The sequence below is a fragment of the Kitasatospora sp. NPDC029312 genome, from assembly GCF_055569215.1.
Genome location: NZ_JBVHXY010000003.1, coordinates 271,796 through 289,238 on the forward strand (window position 1 = coordinate 271,796; position 17,443 = coordinate 289,238).

Consider the following 17,443-nt stretch of genomic DNA (forward strand, 5'->3'; position numbering starts at 1 on the left):
CTTCTGGTCGGGTCCTCTGGCGTCTTGCCCCTCCCCCCCCCCCCCCCCATCCCCCCCCCCCCCCCCCCCCCCCCCCCCCCCCCCCCCCCCCCCCCCGGGCCGGTCACCCGCGCGTCCGCGGTGGTGTCACCGCCCGGTCACTTCTGCTCGGCGAGTGCCCTGTTGAGGAGGACGACGTTGACGCCCTCCTGGCCGAGGAAGCCGAGCGAGCGGCCCTCGGTGTGCGTGTCGACCAGCCGGTTCAGCGTGTCGGCCGGCAGGCCGCGTTCCTTGGCGACCCGGTTGACCTGCTCCTTGGCGTAGGCGACGGAGATGTGCGGGTCGAGGCCGGAGCCGGAGGCGGTCAGCGCGTCGGCCGGCACGCTCGCGGGGTCGACGCCGTCGAAGGCGGCGACGGCGGCGCGGCGGTCGTCGACGGCCTTCAGCAGGTCGTCGCTGTTCGGGCCGAGGTTGGAGGCACCGGAGTTGTCGCCGGCGTGGTCGTTGGCGGACGGCCGGGGCTGGAACCACTTCGGGTCCGGCCGGGCCTCCTCCTTCGGGTCGTCCGGGTCCTTCTTCGGGAGGTCGAAGTTCTGGCCGAGCAGGCTGGAACCGACCTCCTTGCCGTCGGACTTCACGATCGAGCCGTTGGCCCGGTCGCTGAAGGCGACCTGGCTGATCCCGGTGACCAGCAGCGGGTAGGCGACACCGAGGATCACCGTGAGCACCAGCAGCGCGCGCAGCGCGGTGACGTAGGTGCGGACGGTCGTCGGCAGGGGCTTGGACATGGTGTTCTCCCTCCTTCCGGCGCGTCAGCTGAGGCCGGGGATGAACTGGACGATCAGGTCGATCAGCTTGATGCCGACGAACGGCACCACCAGGCCGCCGAAGCCGTACACCCCGATGTTCCGGCGCAGCAGCGAACTGGCGTCGGAGGGGCGGTACTTCACGCCGCGCAGCGCGAGCGGGATCAGGCCGATGATGACCAGGGCGTTGAAGATCACCGCCGAGGTGATCGCGGACTGCGGGCTGTGCAGGCCCATGACGTTGAGGTGGCTCAGGCCCGGGTACACCCCGGCGAACATCGCGGGGATGATCGCGAAGTACTTGGCCACGTCGTTGGCGATGGAGAAGGTGGTCAGCGCCCCGCGGGTGATCAGCAGCTGCTTGCCGATCTCGACGATCTCGATCAGCTTGGTCGGGTTGGAGTCGAGGTCGACCATGTTGCCGGCCTCCTTGGCCGCCATGGTCCCGGTGTTCATCGCGACGCCGACGTCGGCCTGGGCGAGGGCGGGGGCGTCGTTGGTGCCGTCGCCGGTCATCGCGACGAGCTTGCCGCCCTCCTGCTCCTTCTTGATCAAGGCCATCTTGTCCTCGGGCGTGGCCTCGGCGAGGAAATCGTCCACGCCGGCCTCCTCCGCGATCGCCTTGGCGGTCAGCGGGTTGTCGCCCGTGATCATGACGGTCTTGATGCCCATCCGGCGCAGCTCGTCGAACCGCTCCCGCATGCCCTCCTTGACCACGTCCTTCAGGTGGATGACCCCGAGGACGCGGGCCGGAGCGTCGCCGATCTTCGTCGCCACCACGAGCGGGGTGCCACCGGCGGCGGAGATGCCGTCGACCAGGGTGGACATCTCGTCGGTGACCCGGCCGCCGTTGCCGGTGACCCAGTCGGACACGGCGGCGGCCGCGCCCTTGCGGACCTGGCGCACCCCGTCGGCCTCGTCCAGGTCCACGCCCGACATCCGGGTCTGGGCGGTGAACGGCACCCAGGTGGCGTGGGTCAACTCGCCCTGGACGCGGGCCCGCAGACCGTACTCCGTCTTGGCCAGGACGACGATCGAGCGGCCCTCGGGCGTCTCGTCCGCGAGGGAGGACAGCTGGGCGGTACTGGCCAACTCGTCCGTGGAGACGCCGCTCACCGACAGGAACTCGGCGGCCTGGCGGTTGCCCAGGGTGATGGTGCCGGTCTTGTCGAGCAGCAGGGTGTTGACGTCACCGGCGGCCTCGACCGCGCGCCCCGACATCGCCAGCACGTTGCGCTGCACCAGGCGGTCCATGCCGGCGATGCCGATCGCGGAGAGCAGCGCGCCGATGGTGGTCGGGATGAGCGCCACGATCAGGGCGACCAGGACGATCGTCGGCTGCGGGGCGCCCGCGTAGGTGGCCATCGGCTGGAGCGTGACGACCGCGACCAGGAAGACGACGGTCAGCGAGGCCAGCAGGATGTTCAGCGCGATCTCGTTCGGCGTCTTCTGCCGGGCGGCGCCCTCGACCAGGGCGATCATCCGGTCGATGAACGACTTGCCGGGCTCCGAGGCGATCCTCACCACGATCCGGTCGGACAGCACCTTCGTGCCGCCCGTCACCGCGGAGCGGTCGCCGCCGGACTCCCGGATCACCGGCGCGGACTCACCGGTGATCGCCGACTCGTCCACCGACGCGACACCCTCGACCACGTCACCGTCGCCCGGGATGACCTGCCCGGCCTCCACCACGACGTGGTCGCCGAGCCGCAGCGCCGTCCCGGAGACCTCCTCCTCGTCCTGGGTGGCGGGCCAGTTCGTCAGCCGCCGGGCGACGCTCTCGGTCTTGGTCTTGCGCAGGGTGTCGGCCTGCGCCTTGCCCCGGCCCTCCGCGACGGCCTCCGCCAGATTGGCGAACACCGTGGTGAGCCAGAGCCACACGGTGATGGCCCAGGCGAACACGGACGGATCCGCGAGCGCGGAGACGGTGGTGACGACCGAGCCGACCTCGACCACGAACATCACCGGATTCTTGACCATCACCCGGGGGTCGAGCTTGCGCACCGCGTCCGGCAGCGAGGCGATGATCAGCTTCGGGTCGAGCAGACCGCCGGAGACTCGGTGCGGCATGGCGGCGGTCTCGGCCTCGGCCTTCTCGGCCGGTGCGGGATCGAGCATGGAGGTGGACATCAGGAGGTGAGACCTTCCGCGATCGGCCCGAGAGCCAGGGCCGGGAAGTAGGTGAGGCCGACGACGATCAGGACGACGCCCGACAGCAGCCCCACGAACAGCGGCTTGTGAGTGGGCAGGGTGCCCGGCGTGGCCGGGACGGGCTGCTGCCCGGCGAGCGAGCCCGCCAGCGCCAGCACGAACACCATCGGCAGGAAGCGGCCGAACACCATCGCCAGACCGAGCGCCGTGTCGTACCAGTCGGTGTTCACGGTGATGCCCGCGAACGCCGAACCGTTGTTGTTGGCGGCCGAGGTGAACGCGTACAGCACCTCCGAGAAGCCGTGGGCGCCCGAGTTGAGCATCCCCGCCCGCTCACCCCGCAGGGCCATCGCCACACCCGTACCGGCCAGCACCAGCGCCGGCGTCGTCAGGATGTACAGCGAGGCGAACTTCATCTCCCGCCCGCCGAGCTTCTTGCCCAGGTACTCCGGAGTGCGGCCGACCATCAGCCCGGCCACGAACACCGCCACGATCGCCAGCACGAGCATCCCGTACAGGCCCGAGCCCACACCGCCCGGCGCGATCTCGCCCAGCATCATGTTGAAGACCGTGACCCCGCCGCCCAGCGGCGTGAACGAGTCGTGGAAAGCGTCCACCGCACCCGTCGAGGTCAACGTCGTCGACGCCGCGAACAGCGAACTCGCGGCGATGCCGAACCGCTGCTCCTTGCCCTCCATCGCGGCCCCGGCGGCCTGCAACGCGCTGCCGTGGTGCTGCGACTCGAAGAACGTGATCAGCGCCACCGACGCGACCCAGAAGACCGCCATCACGGACGCGACGGCGTAACCCTGGCGGTTGTCGCCGACCATCCGGCCGAAGGTCCGCGGCAGGGCGAACGGGATCAGCAGGATGAGGAAGATCTCCAGCCAGTTCGTGAACCCGGTCGGGTTCTCGAAGGGGTGCGCCGAGTTCGCGTTGAAGAAGCCGCCGCCGTTGGTACCGAGCTCCTTGATGACCTCCTGCGAGGCCACCGGACCACCCGGGATGCTCTGCGGGTCACCGGCCAGCGTCGTGATCCCGTGGAAGCCGTGGAAGTTCTGGATCACGCCGTTCGCCACCAGGACCAGCGCGAACACGATCGCGATCGGCAGCAGCAGCCGCAGGTTGATCCGCACCAGGTCGACCCAGAAGTTGCCCAGCCGGTCCGTCCGGTTCCGGGTGAACCCGCGGATCAGCGCCGCCACGACGGCGATGCCGACGGCGGCGGAGACGAAGTTCTGCACCGCCAGGCCCGCCATCTGCACCAGGTGGCCCATCGCGGACTCGCCGCCGTAGGACTGCCAGTTGGTGTTGGTGACGAAGGAGATCGCGGTGTTCCAGGCCTGGTGCCCCGGCATCCGCGGAACACCCAGGTTCAGCAGCAGGTAGCCCTGGAGGCGGATCAGGCCGTACAGGAAGAGGACGGAGACCGCCGAGAAGGCCAGCACCGAACGCAGGTACACCGGCCAGCGCTGATCGGCGTCACCGTCGACGCCGATCAGCCTGTAGATGCCGCGCTCGGCTCTGAGGTGCTTCGAGCTGGTCAGGACGCGGGCGATGTGGTCGCCCAGGGGGCGGTAGCACAGGACCAGCGCGGCCACCAGGGCCAGGGCCTGCAACCAGCCCGCGAGAGGGGAGCTCATGTCAGAACTTCTCCGGGTGGATCAGCGCGACGACGAGGTAGCCGATGAGGGCGACGGCCACCACCAGACCTGTGATGTTCTCGGCGCTCACAGCTTCTCCACCCCCCGTGCGATCAGGGCGATGACGGCGAACACGGCGACCGTGACACCGACGTGGATGAGATCGGACATGGGCTCCACCAGCGTGGTTTCGGGAGAGCCGCGGACGGGCCGAGGGGCTGCGCGCGGCACCGGCGGACGACCGGCACAGGCAGCACATCAGCCGTCAAGGGCGCGTACAGGGGGCCCTGACGCCGTCCATACGGGGGAAGGCCCCGCGTTGACGGGACCTTGACGTGCACCGCACGCGAGCCGTGCCGTCGCGGCGGCCGACCGGGGGGCGAGGCCGCTCCGGACATGCGTCGGGCCCCGGCGCAAGACGGTCGCACCGGGGCCCGGTCACGGCACACGGCCTGGGCTGCTGGCGGGGGTGGGGCGAGCCGTTGTCCCGGCGGGCGCCGGTTGGGAAGACGATCAGCTCGATGGAAGGACTCCCACCCCCCGGCCCACCACTCTGCTGCCTGCCCACCGTAATTGCAAGCAATGCGCAATAACCCGCCTCCCCGGCACCGCCCGGGCCCCCGCCCAGCGCCACCCCCGCACCACCCGGGCAAACAGAACAGCCCCTGATCCGCGTTTCCGCAGATCAGGGGCTGTTCTCTATCCTGTGGCTGGTGCAGGGTTCGAACCTGCGTAGCTTGCGCGACAGATTTACAGTCTGCTCCCTTTGGCCGCTCGGGCAACCAGCCAGGATGTTCGCCGCCCGGGGCATCGCCCCGTTCGACGTGGTAAACCATACCTGATGCCAGGGGGTGGTTCGCCACTCGATAAGCGCCCGACGATCAAGGACCGCCGCGCGGCGGTCACGGGCCGCGCCGGGGTGGTGCTGGATAGGCTGGGGCGGCGGACGTCCGGTGGGACGGGCCGCGCAAGTGAAGCCAGAGCATCAAGGAGACCAACACCCATGGCCGACTCCAGTTTCGACATCGTCTCGAAGGTCGAGTGGCAGGAGGTCGACAACGCGATCAACCAGACCTCCCGTGAGATCGCCACCCGTTTCGACTTCAAGGGCGTCGGCGGCGAGATCAGCCGCTCCGGCGAGAAGATCGAGATGAAGGCCAACGGCGAGGAGCGCGTACGGGCCATCCTCGACGTGCTGCAGACGAAGTTCATCAAGCGCGGCCTGTCGCTGAAGGCTCTGGACGCCGGCGAGCCGCAGCTCTCCGGCAAGGAGTACAAGATCTTCGCCAACGTGAAGGAGGGCATCTCCACGGAGGATGCCAAGAAGGTCGCGAAGATCATCCGGGACGAGGGCCCGAAGGGCGTCAAGGCGCAGGTCCAGGGCGACGAGCTGCGCGTCAGCTCCAAGAGCCGCGACGACCTCCAGGCCGTCCAGGCCCTCCTCAAGGGCAAGGACCTGGACTTCGCGATCCAGTACGTGAACTACCGCTGACGTCCACCCGGTCGGACGGTCGGACGGGCATCGAACGGCCCCGCTCCCGGGTTCGGGGCGGGGCCGTTCGATGTCCGCGGGTGGGGTCAGCCGGCGGCGGGGCGGGGGTGGGCGGCGGCCAGGGCCTGCGCCTGGGCGCGCAGGGTGTCGAGCTGCTGCTGGAGCTTCGCCACGGCGGCCGGGTCGGCGGGCTTGGTCGCGGACGTGCCCGTGGTGCCTGGGGCCTTGGGCGCGGCCTGGGTGGCCGCCGACGACGGGCTGGAGAGCTGGCCGCCGAGCAGGCCCTGCAGGATGGACTGCAGGGTGGCGATCAGCTGCTGGACGACGCCGCCGAGGTCGGGGACGGTGGAGGACACCGTCGAGGTCAGGTCGGTGACCAGCTTGACGAGGTCGTCCACCGCCCCGAGGGTTGCGCTCGTGTCCGGCGCGGCGGGGACGTCGGGGGCGTCGGGCACCGTGGGGGCGTCGGGCAGCGAGGGGACGGTCGGCAGTGCCGGGTCGGCGACCGGCAGCGTGCTCGGTGGCGCCGGGACGGCGGCCGGCATGGCACCGGGGACGGTGATCGGCAGGGTGTCCGGCGCGGAGGGAACGGCGGGGAAGGCCGGAACGACGGGGACGGGGGTACGGGGGGCCGCGGCCGCAGAGCCTGCGGCAGTGGCGGACGCCGTGGCGACCATGGTCAGCGCGAGCGCTGCGGTCAGCACGGGGCCCATCCGAGTGGCACGCATGAGTGCTGCTTCCTCTCAGTGCGGGGGCAGGGCGAGATCGCCTCCTCACACCGTGCGGCCGTCTACGCGGTCACAGCCACCGCACATACGCCGTCCGGTGGCGCGTCGTCCGGTGGCGCGCCCTCAGGCCGCCGCCCAGTCGGCCGTGCTGCGGTGGGCGGCCAGCCCGACGGCGTCGAACTCGTCCACCCGTCCCGGGGTGACGTCCGCGCCGAGCCACCGCAGCGCCCGCGAGATCGGGGTGCCTTCTTGGCCCGGCTCGGTTTCGCCGCCGGCGAGCGGGCCGAGGACCACCCGGCCGTCCTCCCAGACGGCGGCGCGCTGGGTGCCGCTCCCGCCGGAGTACTCGGCATCGACGCAGGCGATCGGCCCGGCCTTCGACCAGGCGGCGAGCCGCAGCTCGAAGCCGTCCGAGTGCCACCCGAAGCCCGCCCCGCCACCGGCCTTGGCCACCTCGTCGTCGCCCTGGAGCGCGGCCAGGACGACGGAGGTGACCGGGATCAGGGCCAGCCCCTGCGCCAGTGGCACCACCCGGGCCACCGGGACTTCCGCCGCCGCTACCCTCAGCAGCTCCAACGTGCCTATCAGCGCCTGGAGTTCATAGGACATGCCGGCCATGGTGTCCCACCGCACTGACAGTCCGCGCGGAATTTATGATTCCGTGCCCGTGCGGAGCCCGTGGAGCAGGGTGAAGCCCGCGAACGGCCCCACCGCCGGAGCGGCTTCCGCGCCGGCTTCCCCAGGAGCCTGGCGTCGGGGCCGAAACCGGGCGAATTGACCCAACCGTGGGTCTTTCTTACGAGCCGGTCATCGTTCACCCAGAGACTTTCAAGCTTCCGTTGGTAGTTTCGGTGAGCATGACCAAGCTGCTCAGCCCGGCCCCGCCGTCACCGGCACGGGCCGGGCGACTGCGTCCCCTGACCGATCGCAACCGCCACGGCGGGCTGGCGAGACTCCGGCTCCTGGCGTGGCCGGCCTACCTGACCGCCCTCGTCTGGTTCGTCAGCACCCAGGGCATGGCCTTCGCCAACGACGTGGTGTTCCTCTGGCTGATCGGCGCGCTGCTCACCGCCGCCGTGCACAGCGGGCACGGCTGGCGCGGCTTCCTGCTGGTGCTGCGCGACTGGGTACCGGTCATGGCCGTGGTCTGGGCGTACTCGCTGCTGCGCGGCTACGGCGCGCACACCCCGTGGGCCCCGCACTGGCTGCCCCAACTGCGCGCCGACGAACTGCTCGGATTCGGCGGAACCTGGACCGTACGGCTCCAACAGGCGCTCTACACGCCCGGCTCACCGCACTGGTACGACTACGCGGCGACGGCCGTCTACCTCTCGCACTTCCTCGTGGTCTTCGTGCTGCTCGCGGTGCTCTGGCGGCGCGCCCACCGCCGGTTCCGGCACCTGCTCGCCTGCTACTTCACGCTCACCTTCGCCGGCTTCGCGACCTACCTGCTCTACCCGGCGGACCCGCCGTGGCTGGTCGCCCAGCAGGGCGACCTGCCGCCGCTGCACCGGGTGGTCTGGGAGACCATCTCCGCCCTGGGGCTACCGCAGGCCGACTCGCTGCTGGAGAACGGCAGCCAGTTCGCCAACGACGTCGCCGCGATGCCCTCGCTGCACTCGGCCTACCCGGCGATGCTGCTGTTCTTCTTCTGGCCGACCGCCCGGCCCTGGCTGCGGGCGCTGCTGGTCGCCTATCCGCTCGCGATGGCGTTCACCCTGGTCTACGGCGCCGAGCACTTCATCGTGGACGTCTTCGCCGGCTGGGCGTACGCGGCCGTGGTGGTCTTCGGGCTGCGGTGGCTGTGCGACCGCCGTACGGCGCCGTCCGCGCCCAGGGCAGACTTGGCGGCGTGAACGCCCAGCCGCTGCCGAATCAGCCGCCGATGAGGCCCACGCCCGAGCAACTGCGGGCCGCCCAGGACACCACCATCCCGGACGTCACCGGACCGGGCCTGCGGGTGCTGTTCTGCGGCATCAACCCGGGCCTGTGGTCCGGCGCCACCGGGCACCACTTCGCCCGCCCCGGCAACCGCTTCTGGCCGGCCCTGCACCGCTCCGGCTTCACCGAGCGCCGCCTCCGGCCCGACGAGCAGGGCGAACTGCTCGCGCTCGGCCTCGGCATCACCAACGTCGCCCCGCGCACCACCGCGAAGGCGGAGGAGCTCACCGCCGAGGAACTGCGGGCCGGCGGCGCGGCGCTCACCGAGCGGGTGTTGCGGCTGCGGCCGAAGGTCCTGGCGGTGCTCGGCATCGGCGCCTACCGGACGGCCTTCGGCCGGCGGCAGGTCACGATCGGACGCCAGCCGGAGGGCATCGGCGACACCGAGGTGTGGGTGCTGCCCAACCCGAGCGGGCTCAACGCCCACTACCCGCTGGACGCGCTGGCCGCGGAGTTCCGCAAGCTCCGGGAGAGCCTGGAGTCCTCCGGGGGCTGAGCCACCGGCTCCGCCGCGGAGCGGGCGCCTCCGTCTCAGAGCGGGGTGACGGCCTTCAGCACCACCAGCAGGGCCACCGCCGCGTTCAGCGCGCACAGCGCCGAGGCCGCCGTACCGACCGCGGCGACCATCGCCGCCAGGCCGGCCGGGGACTTGGCCGGCGGCCAGTTGCGGTCCGTCGGCACCGGGCCGAGCAGTGCCGCCACCCGCCGGGGCACCGGGCCGGGCGCGGCGGCCGGGGCGGCGAAGGCCGCGAAGCCGGGCGCCGGGGCGGCGTGCGAGACCAGCGCGGCCCGGGCCACCGCCCGCGCGGTGACCCGCCGGTCCCCCACCGCCCGGGCCGACTCCTCGTCCGCCCAGCGCTCCGTGCTGAACGCCACCGCGGCTTGCAGCGGCCGCAGGAAGGGATTGACGCAGGCCGCGAGCTGAGTGGTCAGCAGGTAGCGGTGGTGCCGGTGGCGCAGGTGCGCCCGCTCGTGCGCGAGCAGCGCCGCGCGCTCGTCCTCGGCCAGCCCGTCCAGCATGCCGGTGGAGACCACCACCCGCCCGGGCGAGCCGGGCAGTGCGTAGGCGTACGGGCTGGCGTCCGGCAGCACCGCGAGGTCGCCGGCCCCGGTCGGTCCGTCGGGCAGCCCGGCCAGCGCCCGCCGGCCCCGGGCGCGGACCCGCAGGTGCCGCACGATCGTCCGGGCGCAGGCGAGGCCGACCACCGCCAGCAGCCACATCGCGGCCGTGCCGACCGTCTCGGGGTACGGCAGCGCGTGCCGCACCTCCGGGTCGGACCAGCTGTCCGGCAACGGGTTGCCGGGGATCTGCGCGGTGCCGACCACGCCGATCAGCCCGAGGCAGAGCGCGCTGCACAACGCCATCACCGCGCTGATCACGGTCATCAGCCGGGCCGCGCCGCGCGGGTGCAGGTGCTGCTCGGTCAGCCGGGCGATCGGGACCGCGGTCAGCGGCAGGACGAGCGGGAGGAAGACGAAGAAGCCCACGGGTCAGCTCTCGCGGTCGGCCACTGCCGGATCGGCGGACGCGGCGTCCAGCAGCGCCCGCAGGAGTTCCTCGTCGTGCGGCAGCAGCGCGCTGACGAAGCTGGCCAGGACGGCGTCCCGGTCCGCCTCGCCGTCGAGCATCCGGCGCATCCGCAGCGCGGCCAGTCCGGCGGCGTCGGCGGAAGCCTGCCAGCGGTAGGAGCGGCCGGAGCGGCTCCGGGAGACGGCGTTCTTGGCGTGCAGCCGGGACAGGATGGTCATCACCGTGGTGTACGCCAGGTCGCCGTCCAGACGTTCCTGGACCCAGCCCGCGGTGACGGGGGCGGGCGCCTGCTGGAGCACCTCCAGCACCTGCGCCTCCAGTTCGCCCTGCCCGCGCCGTCGGGCCGGCGCGTCCCCGGACGCCGGAGCGTGCCCCTCGTCTGCCATGGCGGCCCACTCCCTCCGGATGCCGCGCCCGGACCGACGGGGCGCGGGGCTCATCCTATCGAGCGGGGGATCGCCCCGAACGGCTCCGGACGAGGGTCCCGGGACGCACCGGCGGGCCGCTAGGCGCGGGCCCGTTGGGTCACCGCGATGCAGACCAGCACCACCACGGCCGTCACCGGCGCGGCCGCCGGCAGGTCCTCGCCCAGCAGCAGCACCGACCAGACCAGGGTCAGCAGCGGCTGCGCGAGCTGCAGTTGACTGGCCCTCGGCACACCGATCCCGGCCATCCCCCGGTACCAGAGCACGAACCCGCCGAACTGCGAGACCGCGGCGACGTACGCCAGCCCGACCAGCGCCTTCGCCCCCACCCGCAGCGGCTCGGTGGCCAGGCCGACCGCCGAGGTCAGCAGCATCGCGGGCAGCGCGGCCACCACCGCCCAGGCGATCACCCGGGCGCCCGGCATGGCCCGGGAGAGCCGGCCGCCCTCCGCGTAGCCGACCGCGCAGACCACCACGCCGACGAACAGGTAGAGGTCGGCGACGGTCGGCCGGCCGTGGCTCTGCAGCAGGGTGAAGGCGAGCACGGCCGCCGCCCCGGCCAGCGCCGCCGCCCAGAACGCCCGGGACGGCCGGCGCCCGGTGCGCAGCGCCGCGACCACCGCGGTGGCCAGCGGCAGCACGCCGATGACCACCGCCGAGTGGGCGGTCGAGGAGGTCCGCAGGGCGAGCGTGGTCAGCAGCGGGAAGCCGAGGACGCAGCCGCCGGAGACGGCCAGCAGGCCGGGCCACTGCCGTCGGGTCGGCCGCGGGGCGGCGGTGGCCAGCAGGTAGAGCACGGCCGGCACCCCGGCCAGGGCGCCGCGCAGACCGGTCGAGGTCCACGGGCCGAAGCCGGTCAGGCACCACGCGGTGGCGGGGAAGCTGAGCGAGAAGGAGGCCACCCCGAGGGCGGCGAGGGCGGTGCCGGAGGCGGGGCTGTGCTGAGGTGCTACCGCCCGCGGCAGGGTAGCGCTATCTTGTGCCGTCATGAACGAGCGTAGCAGCGTGGCCGAACTCGCCGACAGTCTGCGGCGGGAGGTCGAGCGCTACCCCGAGGGTCGAAAGCTCCCGTCCAGCCGGGTGCTGATGGAACGCCACCAGGTCAGCCCCGTGACCGTCTCCCGGGCCATCGCCGTCCTGGTGGCCGAGGGGCTGGTGGTCTCCCGGCCCGGCGCAGGGGTGTTCCGGGCGGCGGCCTTCGCCGCGGCGCCGGCCTCCCCGGCGGCACCGGCCGCCCGGCCGGGCGACCTCTCCTGGCAGCAGATCGCCCTCAGCGCCGACCACGGCCCGCGCGACCTGCTGGCCGCCCCCGTCTTCGCCACCCTCCGGGTGCCGCCGCCGGACGTCATCGACCTCAACAGCGGCTACCCGCACGCCTCGATGCTGCCCGAACGGCTGCTCGCGGGAGCCCTCGCCCGGGCCGGCCGCCGCCCGGGCGCCTGGGACCGCCCGCCCACCGACGGCCTCACCGAGCTGCGCGGCTGGTTCGCCCGCGACATCGGCGGCCCGGCTGGGCCGGTCGGCGCGGGGGACGTCCTGATCACCTCCGGCGGGCAGGGCGGGCTGACGGTGGCGATGCGCTCGCTGGCCGCGCCGGGCTCCCCGGTGCTGGTCGAGTCGCCGACGTACTCGGGCATCCTCGCCGTGGTCCGGGCGGCCGGACTGCGACCGGTGCCCGTCCCGACCGACGCGGACGGCGTGCGGACGGACCTGCTGGCCGACGCCTTCGAGGCCACCCGGGCACGGGTGTTCGTCTGCCAGCCGCTGTTCCAGAACCCGACCGGCGCGGTGCTCTCCCCCGGGCGGCGGACGGAGGTGCTGCGGATCGCCCGGGCGGCCGGCGCCTTCGTGGTCGAGGACGACTTCGCCCGGCTGCTGGTCCACGCGGACGCCCCGGCGCTGCCGCGCCCGCTGGCCGCCGACGACCAGGACGGGGTCGTGGTGCACCTGCGCTCCCTGACCAAGGCCGCCTCCCCCAACCTGCGGGTCGGCGCCCTCACCGCGCGCGGCCCCGCGCTCGCCCGGCTGCGGGCCACCCAGGTGGTGGACAGCTTCTTCGTGCCCCGGCCGCTCCAGGAGGCGACCCTCGAACTGGTCTCCGACCCGGCCTGGGCCCGCTACCTGCGCACGCTCGGCGCCGAACTGCGCGACCGGCGCACCGCCGCCGTCGCCGCGCTCCACCGCGAGATCCCCGGCGTGCTCGGCGACTACCGCCCCGGCGGCTACCACCTCTGGCTGCGCTTCCCGGACGGCACCGACGACACCGCCCTCGCCGCCGCGGCCGTGCGCAGCGGCGTCCAGGTCACCCCCGGTCGGCCCTACCACGCCGCCGAACCCCCGGCCCCGCACCTGCGCCTCAGCTACGCCGCCGCCGAGAGCCCGGCGGCGGTGGTGGAGGGCGTCCACCGGCTGCGGAGGGCGTACGAGGGGATGGCGGGCTGAGCGCTCTCAGCCCCGGTAGCCCGCCAGCTGCTCCAGTCGGGCGATCCGCTCGGCCATCGGCGGATGGGTGGAGAACAGCCGGGCGCCGGCCTCGCCGGGGCGGAACGGGCTGGCGATCATCATGTGGCTGGCGGTCTGCAGCTGGGGCTCGGGCGGGAGGGGCAGCCGGCGGGTGCCGGCGTCGAGCTTGCGCAGGGCGCCGGCGAGGGCGAGCGGGTCGCCGGTGAGGCGGGCCCCGTCGGCATCGGCCTGGTACTCGCGGGAACGGCTGACCGCCAGCTGGATCAGCCCGGCGGCGAGCGGGCCGAGGATCATGATCGCGAGCGTCCCGAACAGCCCCGGTCCGTCGTCGTCCTCTTCCCGGCCGAACGGGATCAGCCAGGCGAAGTTCACCAGGAACATCACCACCGAGGCCAGAGCCCCGGCGACCGAGGAGATCAGGATGTCCCGGTTGTAGACGTGGCTCAGCTCGTGCCCGAGCACGCCCCGCAGCTCGCGTTCGTCCAGGATCTGCAGGATGCCCTCGGTGCAGCAGACCGCCGCGTTGCGCGGGTTGCGGCCGGTGGCGAACGCGTTGGGGGCCGGTGTCGGGGAGATGTAGAGGCGGGGCATCGGCTGGCGGGCGGAGGTGGAGAGCTCGCGCACGATCCGGTACAGCCCGGGCGCCTCGAACTCGCTGACCGGCCGGGCCCGCATGGCCCGCAGCGCGAGCTTGTCGCTGTTCCAGTAGGCGTACGCGTTGGTCCCGAGCGCGACCAGAAGGGCGATCAGGAGGCCGGTCCGGCCGAAGAAGGCGCCGATCACCAGGATCAGCGCCGAGAGGCCCCCGAGCAGGACGGCGGTCCTCAGTCCGTTGTGCCGGCTGTGCACGTCAGGCCCTCCAGTGGTGCGGTGGGGAAGCCCTTTCTGCCTCGTCCCTCTTGCCCGCTCAACGGGTGGGGCCCGGGAGCTTGTTCCCTTGTGACCGACGTGACACCCGGCGGCGGCCTGCCTACGCGCCGCACCGGTCGGGGCCCAAAGCCGTCCGGGGCCCGGTCCGTACCACCTCCGGGCGTCGCCCGGGCGGCTCAGAACAGGGTGCCGCCGGTCACCTGGAGGACCAGCTGCGGCGCGACCGAGAGCACCACGGCGGCCGAGGCGGTCAGCCCCAGCGTGGCGGTCAGGCTGAGGGGAAGCCGGCGCCCGGCGCCGTCCTCGGTCCCGGCCTGCTGCGCGGCGTCCGTCGGGGCGAACAGCCGGGCCGTCCAGAGCAGGTAGTAGTACAGGGCGACCACCACGTTGACGGCCATGACCACGGCCAGCCAGCCCAGCCCGGCGTCCACCGCGGCGCGGAACACCACGACCTTGCCGAAGAGACCCACCACGCCCGGCGGCAGCCCGGCCAGGCAGAGCAGGAAGAACGCCAGCGCCAGCGCCGTCCAGCGGTTGCGGGCGAACAGGCCGCGGAAGTCGTCCACGCTGGTCCCGGCCCGGCGGCCGACGGCGGCGACCACCGCGAAGGCGCCGAGGTTCACCACGCCGTAGATCAGCGCGTAGGCGGCGGTCGCGCCGAGCGGGGCGACCCCGGTCGGTGCGTAGCCGGCCGCGGCCAGCGGCACCAGCAGGTAGCCGGCCTGGCCGATCGAGGACCAGGCGAGCAGCCGCACCGCGCTGTACCGGGTGTCGAAGCGCTGCCGCAGCGCACCGACGTTGCCGACCGTCATGGTGACGGCGGCCAGCACGGCGAGCGCCAGGCCCCAGGTGTGGGCGTACGGGCGGAAGGCGATGGTGGTGGCGAGGGCGAGGCCGGACAGACCGGCCGCCTTGCCGACCACCGACAGGTAGCCCGCCACCGGCAGCGGGGCACCCGTGTAGGTGTCGGGCAGCCAGAAGTGGAACGGGACGGCCGCGACCTTGAAGGCGAAGCCGACCAGCGTCAGCACGGCCCCCGCCTCGGCCAGCGGCCTGAGCTGGCCGGGCGCGTGCTCCAGGCCCTGGGCGACGGCGCCCAGGTGCAGGCTGCCGCTCGCCGCGTAGACGAAGCCGATGCCGAGCAGCATCACGGCGGTCGCGGTCACCGAGGAGACGAAGAACTTGAGCGCCGCCTCCGCGCCCCGGCCGTCCCGGCGCAGCGCCACCAGCGCGAAGGCGGGCAGCGAGGTGACCTCCAGGGCGATCACCATGGTGGCGAGGTCGCGGGAGGCGGGCAGCAGGGCGGCGCCGGTGGCGCTGGAGAGCAGCAGGAACCAGTACTCGCCGCGGGGCAACCGCTCGTCGTCGACCGTGTGAGCCGACAGCAGCGCCGCGATCAACGCGCCGCCGAGCGCGAGCAGCTGGAACACCAGCGCGAAGTGGTCGGCGACGTACGAGCAGCCGCCGGCCGCCGGATTGTCAGTGCCTCCTGTTACGTTCTGCACGCAGAAGGTCGCCCGGGGTGATCCCCCGGTGAGGGGAAGGAGCGCGATGAGGGCGACGGCGAGTCCGGCCGCGGTGAGGCGGCCGAGCCACTTCTTGTGCCGCTCGGGCAGGAACAGGTCGGTGACCAGGACGGCGAGGGCGGCCACGGCGGCGATCAGCGGCGGCGCGATCGCCACCCAGTCCACGGACTGGATCAGGCTGCCCGGGTTGGCTACGGCGAGGGAGGTCACAGTGTGCTGCCCCGTGGAGTGAGGTCCGAGTGCGGCGGTGTGGGCTGCGAGCACGGTCAGCCACCCCCGAGGAGGTGCTTGACCGCGGGGTCGGACAGGCCGAGCAGGAGCGCGGGCCAGAGACCGGCGAGCAGGGTGAGCGCGGCCAGCGGTGTCCAGCTGACGGCCTCGTACCGGCGCAGGTCGGCGAGGTCGGCGACCGGCGCGGGCTGCCGGGGGTCGCCCATGCAGACGCGCCTGACCACGATCAGCAGGTACGCGGCGGTGAGGAGGGTGCCGAGGCCGGCCAGGACCATGTAGGTGACGAAGGCGGGGCGCGAGAGCCCGTCGGCGGGGTGGAAGGCGCCGAACATCGCGAGCACCTCACCCCAGAAGCCGGCCAGCCCGGGCAGGCCGAGGCTGGCGACGGCGGCGAAGGCGAGCAGCGCGCCGATCCGGGGAGCCCGGCCGTAGAGGGCCGCGCCGGTGGTGCCGGAGAGGGTGTCGAGGTCGGCCGTGCCGTAGCGGTCCTTGAGCGCGCCGACGACGAAGAACAGCAGACCGGTGATGAGACCGTGGGCGATGTTGGCGAACAGCGCCCCGTTGACACCCACCGGGGTGAGGGAGGCGATGCCGAGCAGCACGAAGCCCATGTGGCCGACGGAGGAGTACGCGATCAGGCGCTTGAGGTCGCCCTTGGATCCGGGGCGGGCGAGCGCCAGACAGGCCAGTGATCCGTAGACGATGCCGACGGCCGCGAAGGCGCCCAGGTAGGGGGCGAGCGTGGTGGTGCCGTCGGGCACGACCGGGAGGAGGACGCGGACCAGACCGTAGGTACCCATCTTGAGCAGCACGCCGGCGAGCAGCACCGAGCCCACCGTCGGGGCGGCGGTGTGCGCGTCGGGGAGCCAGCTGTGCAGCGGCCAGGCGGGGGCCTTGACCGCTAGGCCGACCAGGATCGCCAGGGCGGCGATCACCTGGGTGGTGTGGCTCAGTCCGCTGCCGTGCGCGGCGGCCAGGGCCTGCATGTCGAAGGTGCCGGCCTTGCTGCCGACCAGCAGGAAGCCGAGCAGCATCAGGGCCGAGCCGAGCAGCGTGTAGAGGATGAACCGGTTGGCGGCCGGGACCTTCGCGCCGCTCCCCCAGCGGGCGATCAGGAAGTACATCGGGATCAGCACGATCTCGAAGGCCAGGAAGAAGAGCAGGAGGTCCAGCACCGCGAAGGTGGCGAGCATGCCGACTTCGAGCAGGAGGAACAGGCCGACGAAGGCCTGCGCGGACGGGCGGGACTCATCGGGGGCCGTGCCCCCGGTCTCCCCGCCCGGCAGCCGCTTCTCCGAGTACAGCGCGCAGAGGAAGGTGAGCAGGGCGGTCAGCACGATCAGCGGCAGCGAGACGCCGTCCACGCCGAGGTGGAAGCGCACGTGCAGGGCCGGGATCCAGGACAGGTCGGTGGTGGCCTGCATCCGGGCCGGGTGGTCGTGGTCGAAGCCGGCCGCGAGGGCGACGGCGAGCAGGAACACCGCGAGTGTGACGACGGAGTTCAGCCGCAGTGCCCGCCGGTCGGCGACGGCCCGGTCCGGGCCGAACACCGGGGCCAGGGTGAGCGCGGCGCCGAGCAGGGGCAGCACCAGGAGGGCGATGAGGACCGCGTTCATCGGGGGCTCCTAGGGGCGGTGCGGGAGCGGGAGGGGCGGGA

The 17,443-nt window shown here is 73.0% G+C and carries 16 protein-coding genes and 1 tRNA gene; 4 read left to right on the top strand and 13 right to left on the bottom strand.

Annotated features, from left to right (window positions below):
* Positions 1 to 137: 137 nt before the first annotated feature.
* The 5 genes from kdpC to ACZ4WV_RS04255 form a co-directional block, all read right to left on the bottom strand.
* Positions 138 to 767 carry a potassium-transporting ATPase subunit KdpC gene (gene kdpC / locus ACZ4WV_RS04235; protein WP_465742552.1) on the bottom strand — a complete coding sequence of 210 codons (630 nt, stop codon included), beginning with the start codon at positions 765 to 767 and terminating at the stop codon, positions 138 to 140.
* Between the two features lie 24 nt (positions 768 to 791).
* Positions 792 to 2,903, bottom strand: coding sequence for a potassium-transporting ATPase subunit KdpB (kdpB, locus tag ACZ4WV_RS04240; RefSeq protein WP_465742687.1), 2,112 nt, complete (start codon positions 2,901 to 2,903; stop codon positions 792 to 794).
* Between the two features lie 11 nt (positions 2,904 to 2,914).
* Positions 2,915 to 4,579, bottom strand: coding sequence for a potassium-transporting ATPase subunit KdpA (gene kdpA / locus ACZ4WV_RS04245; RefSeq protein WP_465742554.1), 1,665 nt, complete (start codon positions 4,577 to 4,579; stop codon positions 2,915 to 2,917).
* A gap of 1 nt (position 4,580) precedes the next feature.
* On the bottom strand, positions 4,581 to 4,670 hold the full coding sequence (kdpF, locus tag ACZ4WV_RS04250; RefSeq protein ID WP_465742556.1) for a K(+)-transporting ATPase subunit F: 90 nt from the start codon (positions 4,668 to 4,670) through the stop codon (positions 4,581 to 4,583).
* Between the two features lie 616 nt (positions 4,671 to 5,286).
* Positions 5,287 to 5,367, bottom strand: a tRNA-Tyr gene (locus ACZ4WV_RS04255).
* A gap of 215 nt (positions 5,368 to 5,582) precedes the next feature.
* Between ACZ4WV_RS04255 and ACZ4WV_RS04260 the strand changes: the two genes are divergently transcribed.
* A complete protein-coding gene (locus ACZ4WV_RS04260) occupies positions 5,583 to 6,071 on the top strand; it encodes a YajQ family cyclic di-GMP-binding protein (protein WP_465742558.1) in 489 nt (162 codons plus the stop codon).
* 86 nt (positions 6,072 to 6,157) lie between these two features.
* Here ACZ4WV_RS04260 and ACZ4WV_RS04265 read toward each other — a convergent pair whose 3' ends face one another.
* Both ACZ4WV_RS04265 and ACZ4WV_RS04270 read right to left on the bottom strand, forming a co-directional pair.
* Positions 6,158 to 6,799, bottom strand: a complete 642-nt coding sequence (locus ACZ4WV_RS04265; protein ID WP_465742560.1) for a hypothetical protein — start codon at positions 6,797 to 6,799, stop codon at positions 6,158 to 6,160.
* Positions 6,800 to 6,922: 123 nt separating this feature from the next.
* Positions 6,923 to 7,408, bottom strand: coding sequence for a hypothetical protein (locus ACZ4WV_RS04270; protein WP_465742562.1), 486 nt, complete (start codon positions 7,406 to 7,408; stop codon positions 6,923 to 6,925).
* 248 nt (positions 7,409 to 7,656) lie between these two features.
* Here ACZ4WV_RS04270 and ACZ4WV_RS04275 point away from each other — a divergent pair, with 248 nt between their 5' ends.
* On the top strand, positions 7,657 to 8,655 hold the full coding sequence (locus ACZ4WV_RS04275; protein WP_465742564.1) for a phosphatase PAP2 family protein: 999 nt from the start codon (positions 7,657 to 7,659) through the stop codon (positions 8,653 to 8,655).
* Positions 8,656 to 8,684: 29 nt separating this feature from the next.
* Entirely contained in the window at positions 8,685 to 9,236 is a 552-nt protein-coding gene (gene mug / locus ACZ4WV_RS04280; protein WP_465742689.1) for a G/U mismatch-specific DNA glycosylase, read from the top strand.
* A gap of 35 nt (positions 9,237 to 9,271) precedes the next feature.
* Here the strand turns inward: mug and ACZ4WV_RS04285 are convergent, their stop codons facing one another.
* The 3 genes from ACZ4WV_RS04285 to ACZ4WV_RS04295 all read right to left on the bottom strand — a co-directional run bounded on the left by ACZ4WV_RS04285 (position 9,272) and on the right by ACZ4WV_RS04295 (position 11,685).
* Complete coding sequence (locus ACZ4WV_RS04285) at positions 9,272 to 10,228, bottom strand: M48 family metalloprotease (RefSeq protein ID WP_465742566.1); 957 nt, start codon at positions 10,226 to 10,228, stop codon at positions 9,272 to 9,274.
* A gap of 3 nt (positions 10,229 to 10,231) precedes the next feature.
* Complete coding sequence (locus tag ACZ4WV_RS04290; protein ID WP_465742568.1) at positions 10,232 to 10,657, bottom strand: BlaI/MecI/CopY family transcriptional regulator; 426 nt, start codon at positions 10,655 to 10,657, stop codon at positions 10,232 to 10,234.
* Between the two features lie 119 nt (positions 10,658 to 10,776).
* Positions 10,777 to 11,685, bottom strand: a complete 909-nt coding sequence (locus ACZ4WV_RS04295; protein WP_465742570.1) for a DMT family transporter — start codon at positions 11,683 to 11,685, stop codon at positions 10,777 to 10,779.
* On the opposite strand from ACZ4WV_RS04295, the gene ACZ4WV_RS04300 reads away from it, so the two are divergent.
* Positions 11,684 to 13,138 carry an aminotransferase-like domain-containing protein gene (locus ACZ4WV_RS04300; RefSeq protein WP_465742572.1) on the top strand — a complete coding sequence of 485 codons (1,455 nt, stop codon included), beginning with the start codon at positions 11,684 to 11,686 and terminating at the stop codon, positions 13,136 to 13,138. The two genes, ACZ4WV_RS04295 and ACZ4WV_RS04300, sit on opposite strands and share 2 nt — an antisense overlap.
* A 6-nt stretch (positions 13,139 to 13,144) precedes the next feature.
* On the opposite strand, the gene htpX is transcribed toward ACZ4WV_RS04300, so the two are convergent.
* The 3 genes from htpX to ACZ4WV_RS04315 all read right to left on the bottom strand — a co-directional run bounded on the left by htpX (position 13,145) and on the right by ACZ4WV_RS04315 (position 17,402).
* Complete coding sequence (gene htpX / locus ACZ4WV_RS04305) at positions 13,145 to 14,008, bottom strand: zinc metalloprotease HtpX (protein WP_465742574.1); 864 nt, start codon at positions 14,006 to 14,008, stop codon at positions 13,145 to 13,147.
* Between the two features lie 197 nt (positions 14,009 to 14,205).
* Positions 14,206 to 15,765 (bottom strand): NADH-quinone oxidoreductase subunit N, encoded by a 1,560-nt coding sequence (locus tag ACZ4WV_RS04310; RefSeq protein WP_465742576.1) that lies wholly within the window; start codon positions 15,763 to 15,765, stop codon positions 14,206 to 14,208.
* Positions 15,766 to 15,821: 56 nt separating this feature from the next.
* A complete protein-coding gene (locus tag ACZ4WV_RS04315) occupies positions 15,822 to 17,402 on the bottom strand; it encodes a complex I subunit 4 family protein (RefSeq protein WP_465742578.1) in 1,581 nt (526 codons plus the stop codon).
* Between the last annotated feature and the right edge of the window lie 41 nt (positions 17,403 to 17,443).

Excerpts from the sequence above, each read along its gene's own strand:
- kdpC (WP_465742552.1), bottom strand. The coding sequence starts at position 767 with ATGTCCAAGCCCCTGCCGACGACCGTCCGCACCTACGTCACCGCGCTG.
- kdpB (WP_465742687.1), bottom strand. The coding sequence starts at position 2,903 with ATGCTCGATCCCGCACCGGCCGAGAAGGCCGAGGCCGAGACCGCCGCC.
- kdpA (WP_465742554.1), bottom strand. The coding sequence starts at position 4,579 with ATGAGCTCCCCTCTCGCGGGCTGGTTGCAGGCCCTGGCCCTGGTGGCC.
- ACZ4WV_RS04260 (WP_465742558.1), top strand. The coding sequence starts at position 5,583 with ATGGCCGACTCCAGTTTCGACATCGTCTCGAAGGTCGAGTGGCAGGAG.
- ACZ4WV_RS04265 (WP_465742560.1), bottom strand. The coding sequence starts at position 6,799 with ATGCGTGCCACTCGGATGGGCCCCGTGCTGACCGCAGCGCTCGCGCTG.
- ACZ4WV_RS04270 (WP_465742562.1), bottom strand. The coding sequence starts at position 7,408 with ATGTCCTATGAACTCCAGGCGCTGATAGGCACGTTGGAGCTGCTGAGG.
- ACZ4WV_RS04275 (WP_465742564.1), top strand. The coding sequence starts at position 7,657 with ATGACCAAGCTGCTCAGCCCGGCCCCGCCGTCACCGGCACGGGCCGGG.
- mug (WP_465742689.1), top strand. The coding sequence starts at position 8,685 with ATGAGGCCCACGCCCGAGCAACTGCGGGCCGCCCAGGACACCACCATC.
- ACZ4WV_RS04290 (WP_465742568.1), bottom strand. The coding sequence starts at position 10,657 with ATGGCAGACGAGGGGCACGCTCCGGCGTCCGGGGACGCGCCGGCCCGA.
- ACZ4WV_RS04300 (WP_465742572.1), top strand. The coding sequence starts at position 11,684 with ATGAACGAGCGTAGCAGCGTGGCCGAACTCGCCGACAGTCTGCGGCGG.
- ACZ4WV_RS04295 (WP_465742570.1), bottom strand. The coding sequence starts at position 11,685 with ATGACGGCACAAGATAGCGCTACCCTGCCGCGGGCGGTAGCACCTCAG.
- ACZ4WV_RS04315 (WP_465742578.1), bottom strand. The coding sequence starts at position 17,402 with ATGAACGCGGTCCTCATCGCCCTCCTGGTGCTGCCCCTGCTCGGCGCC.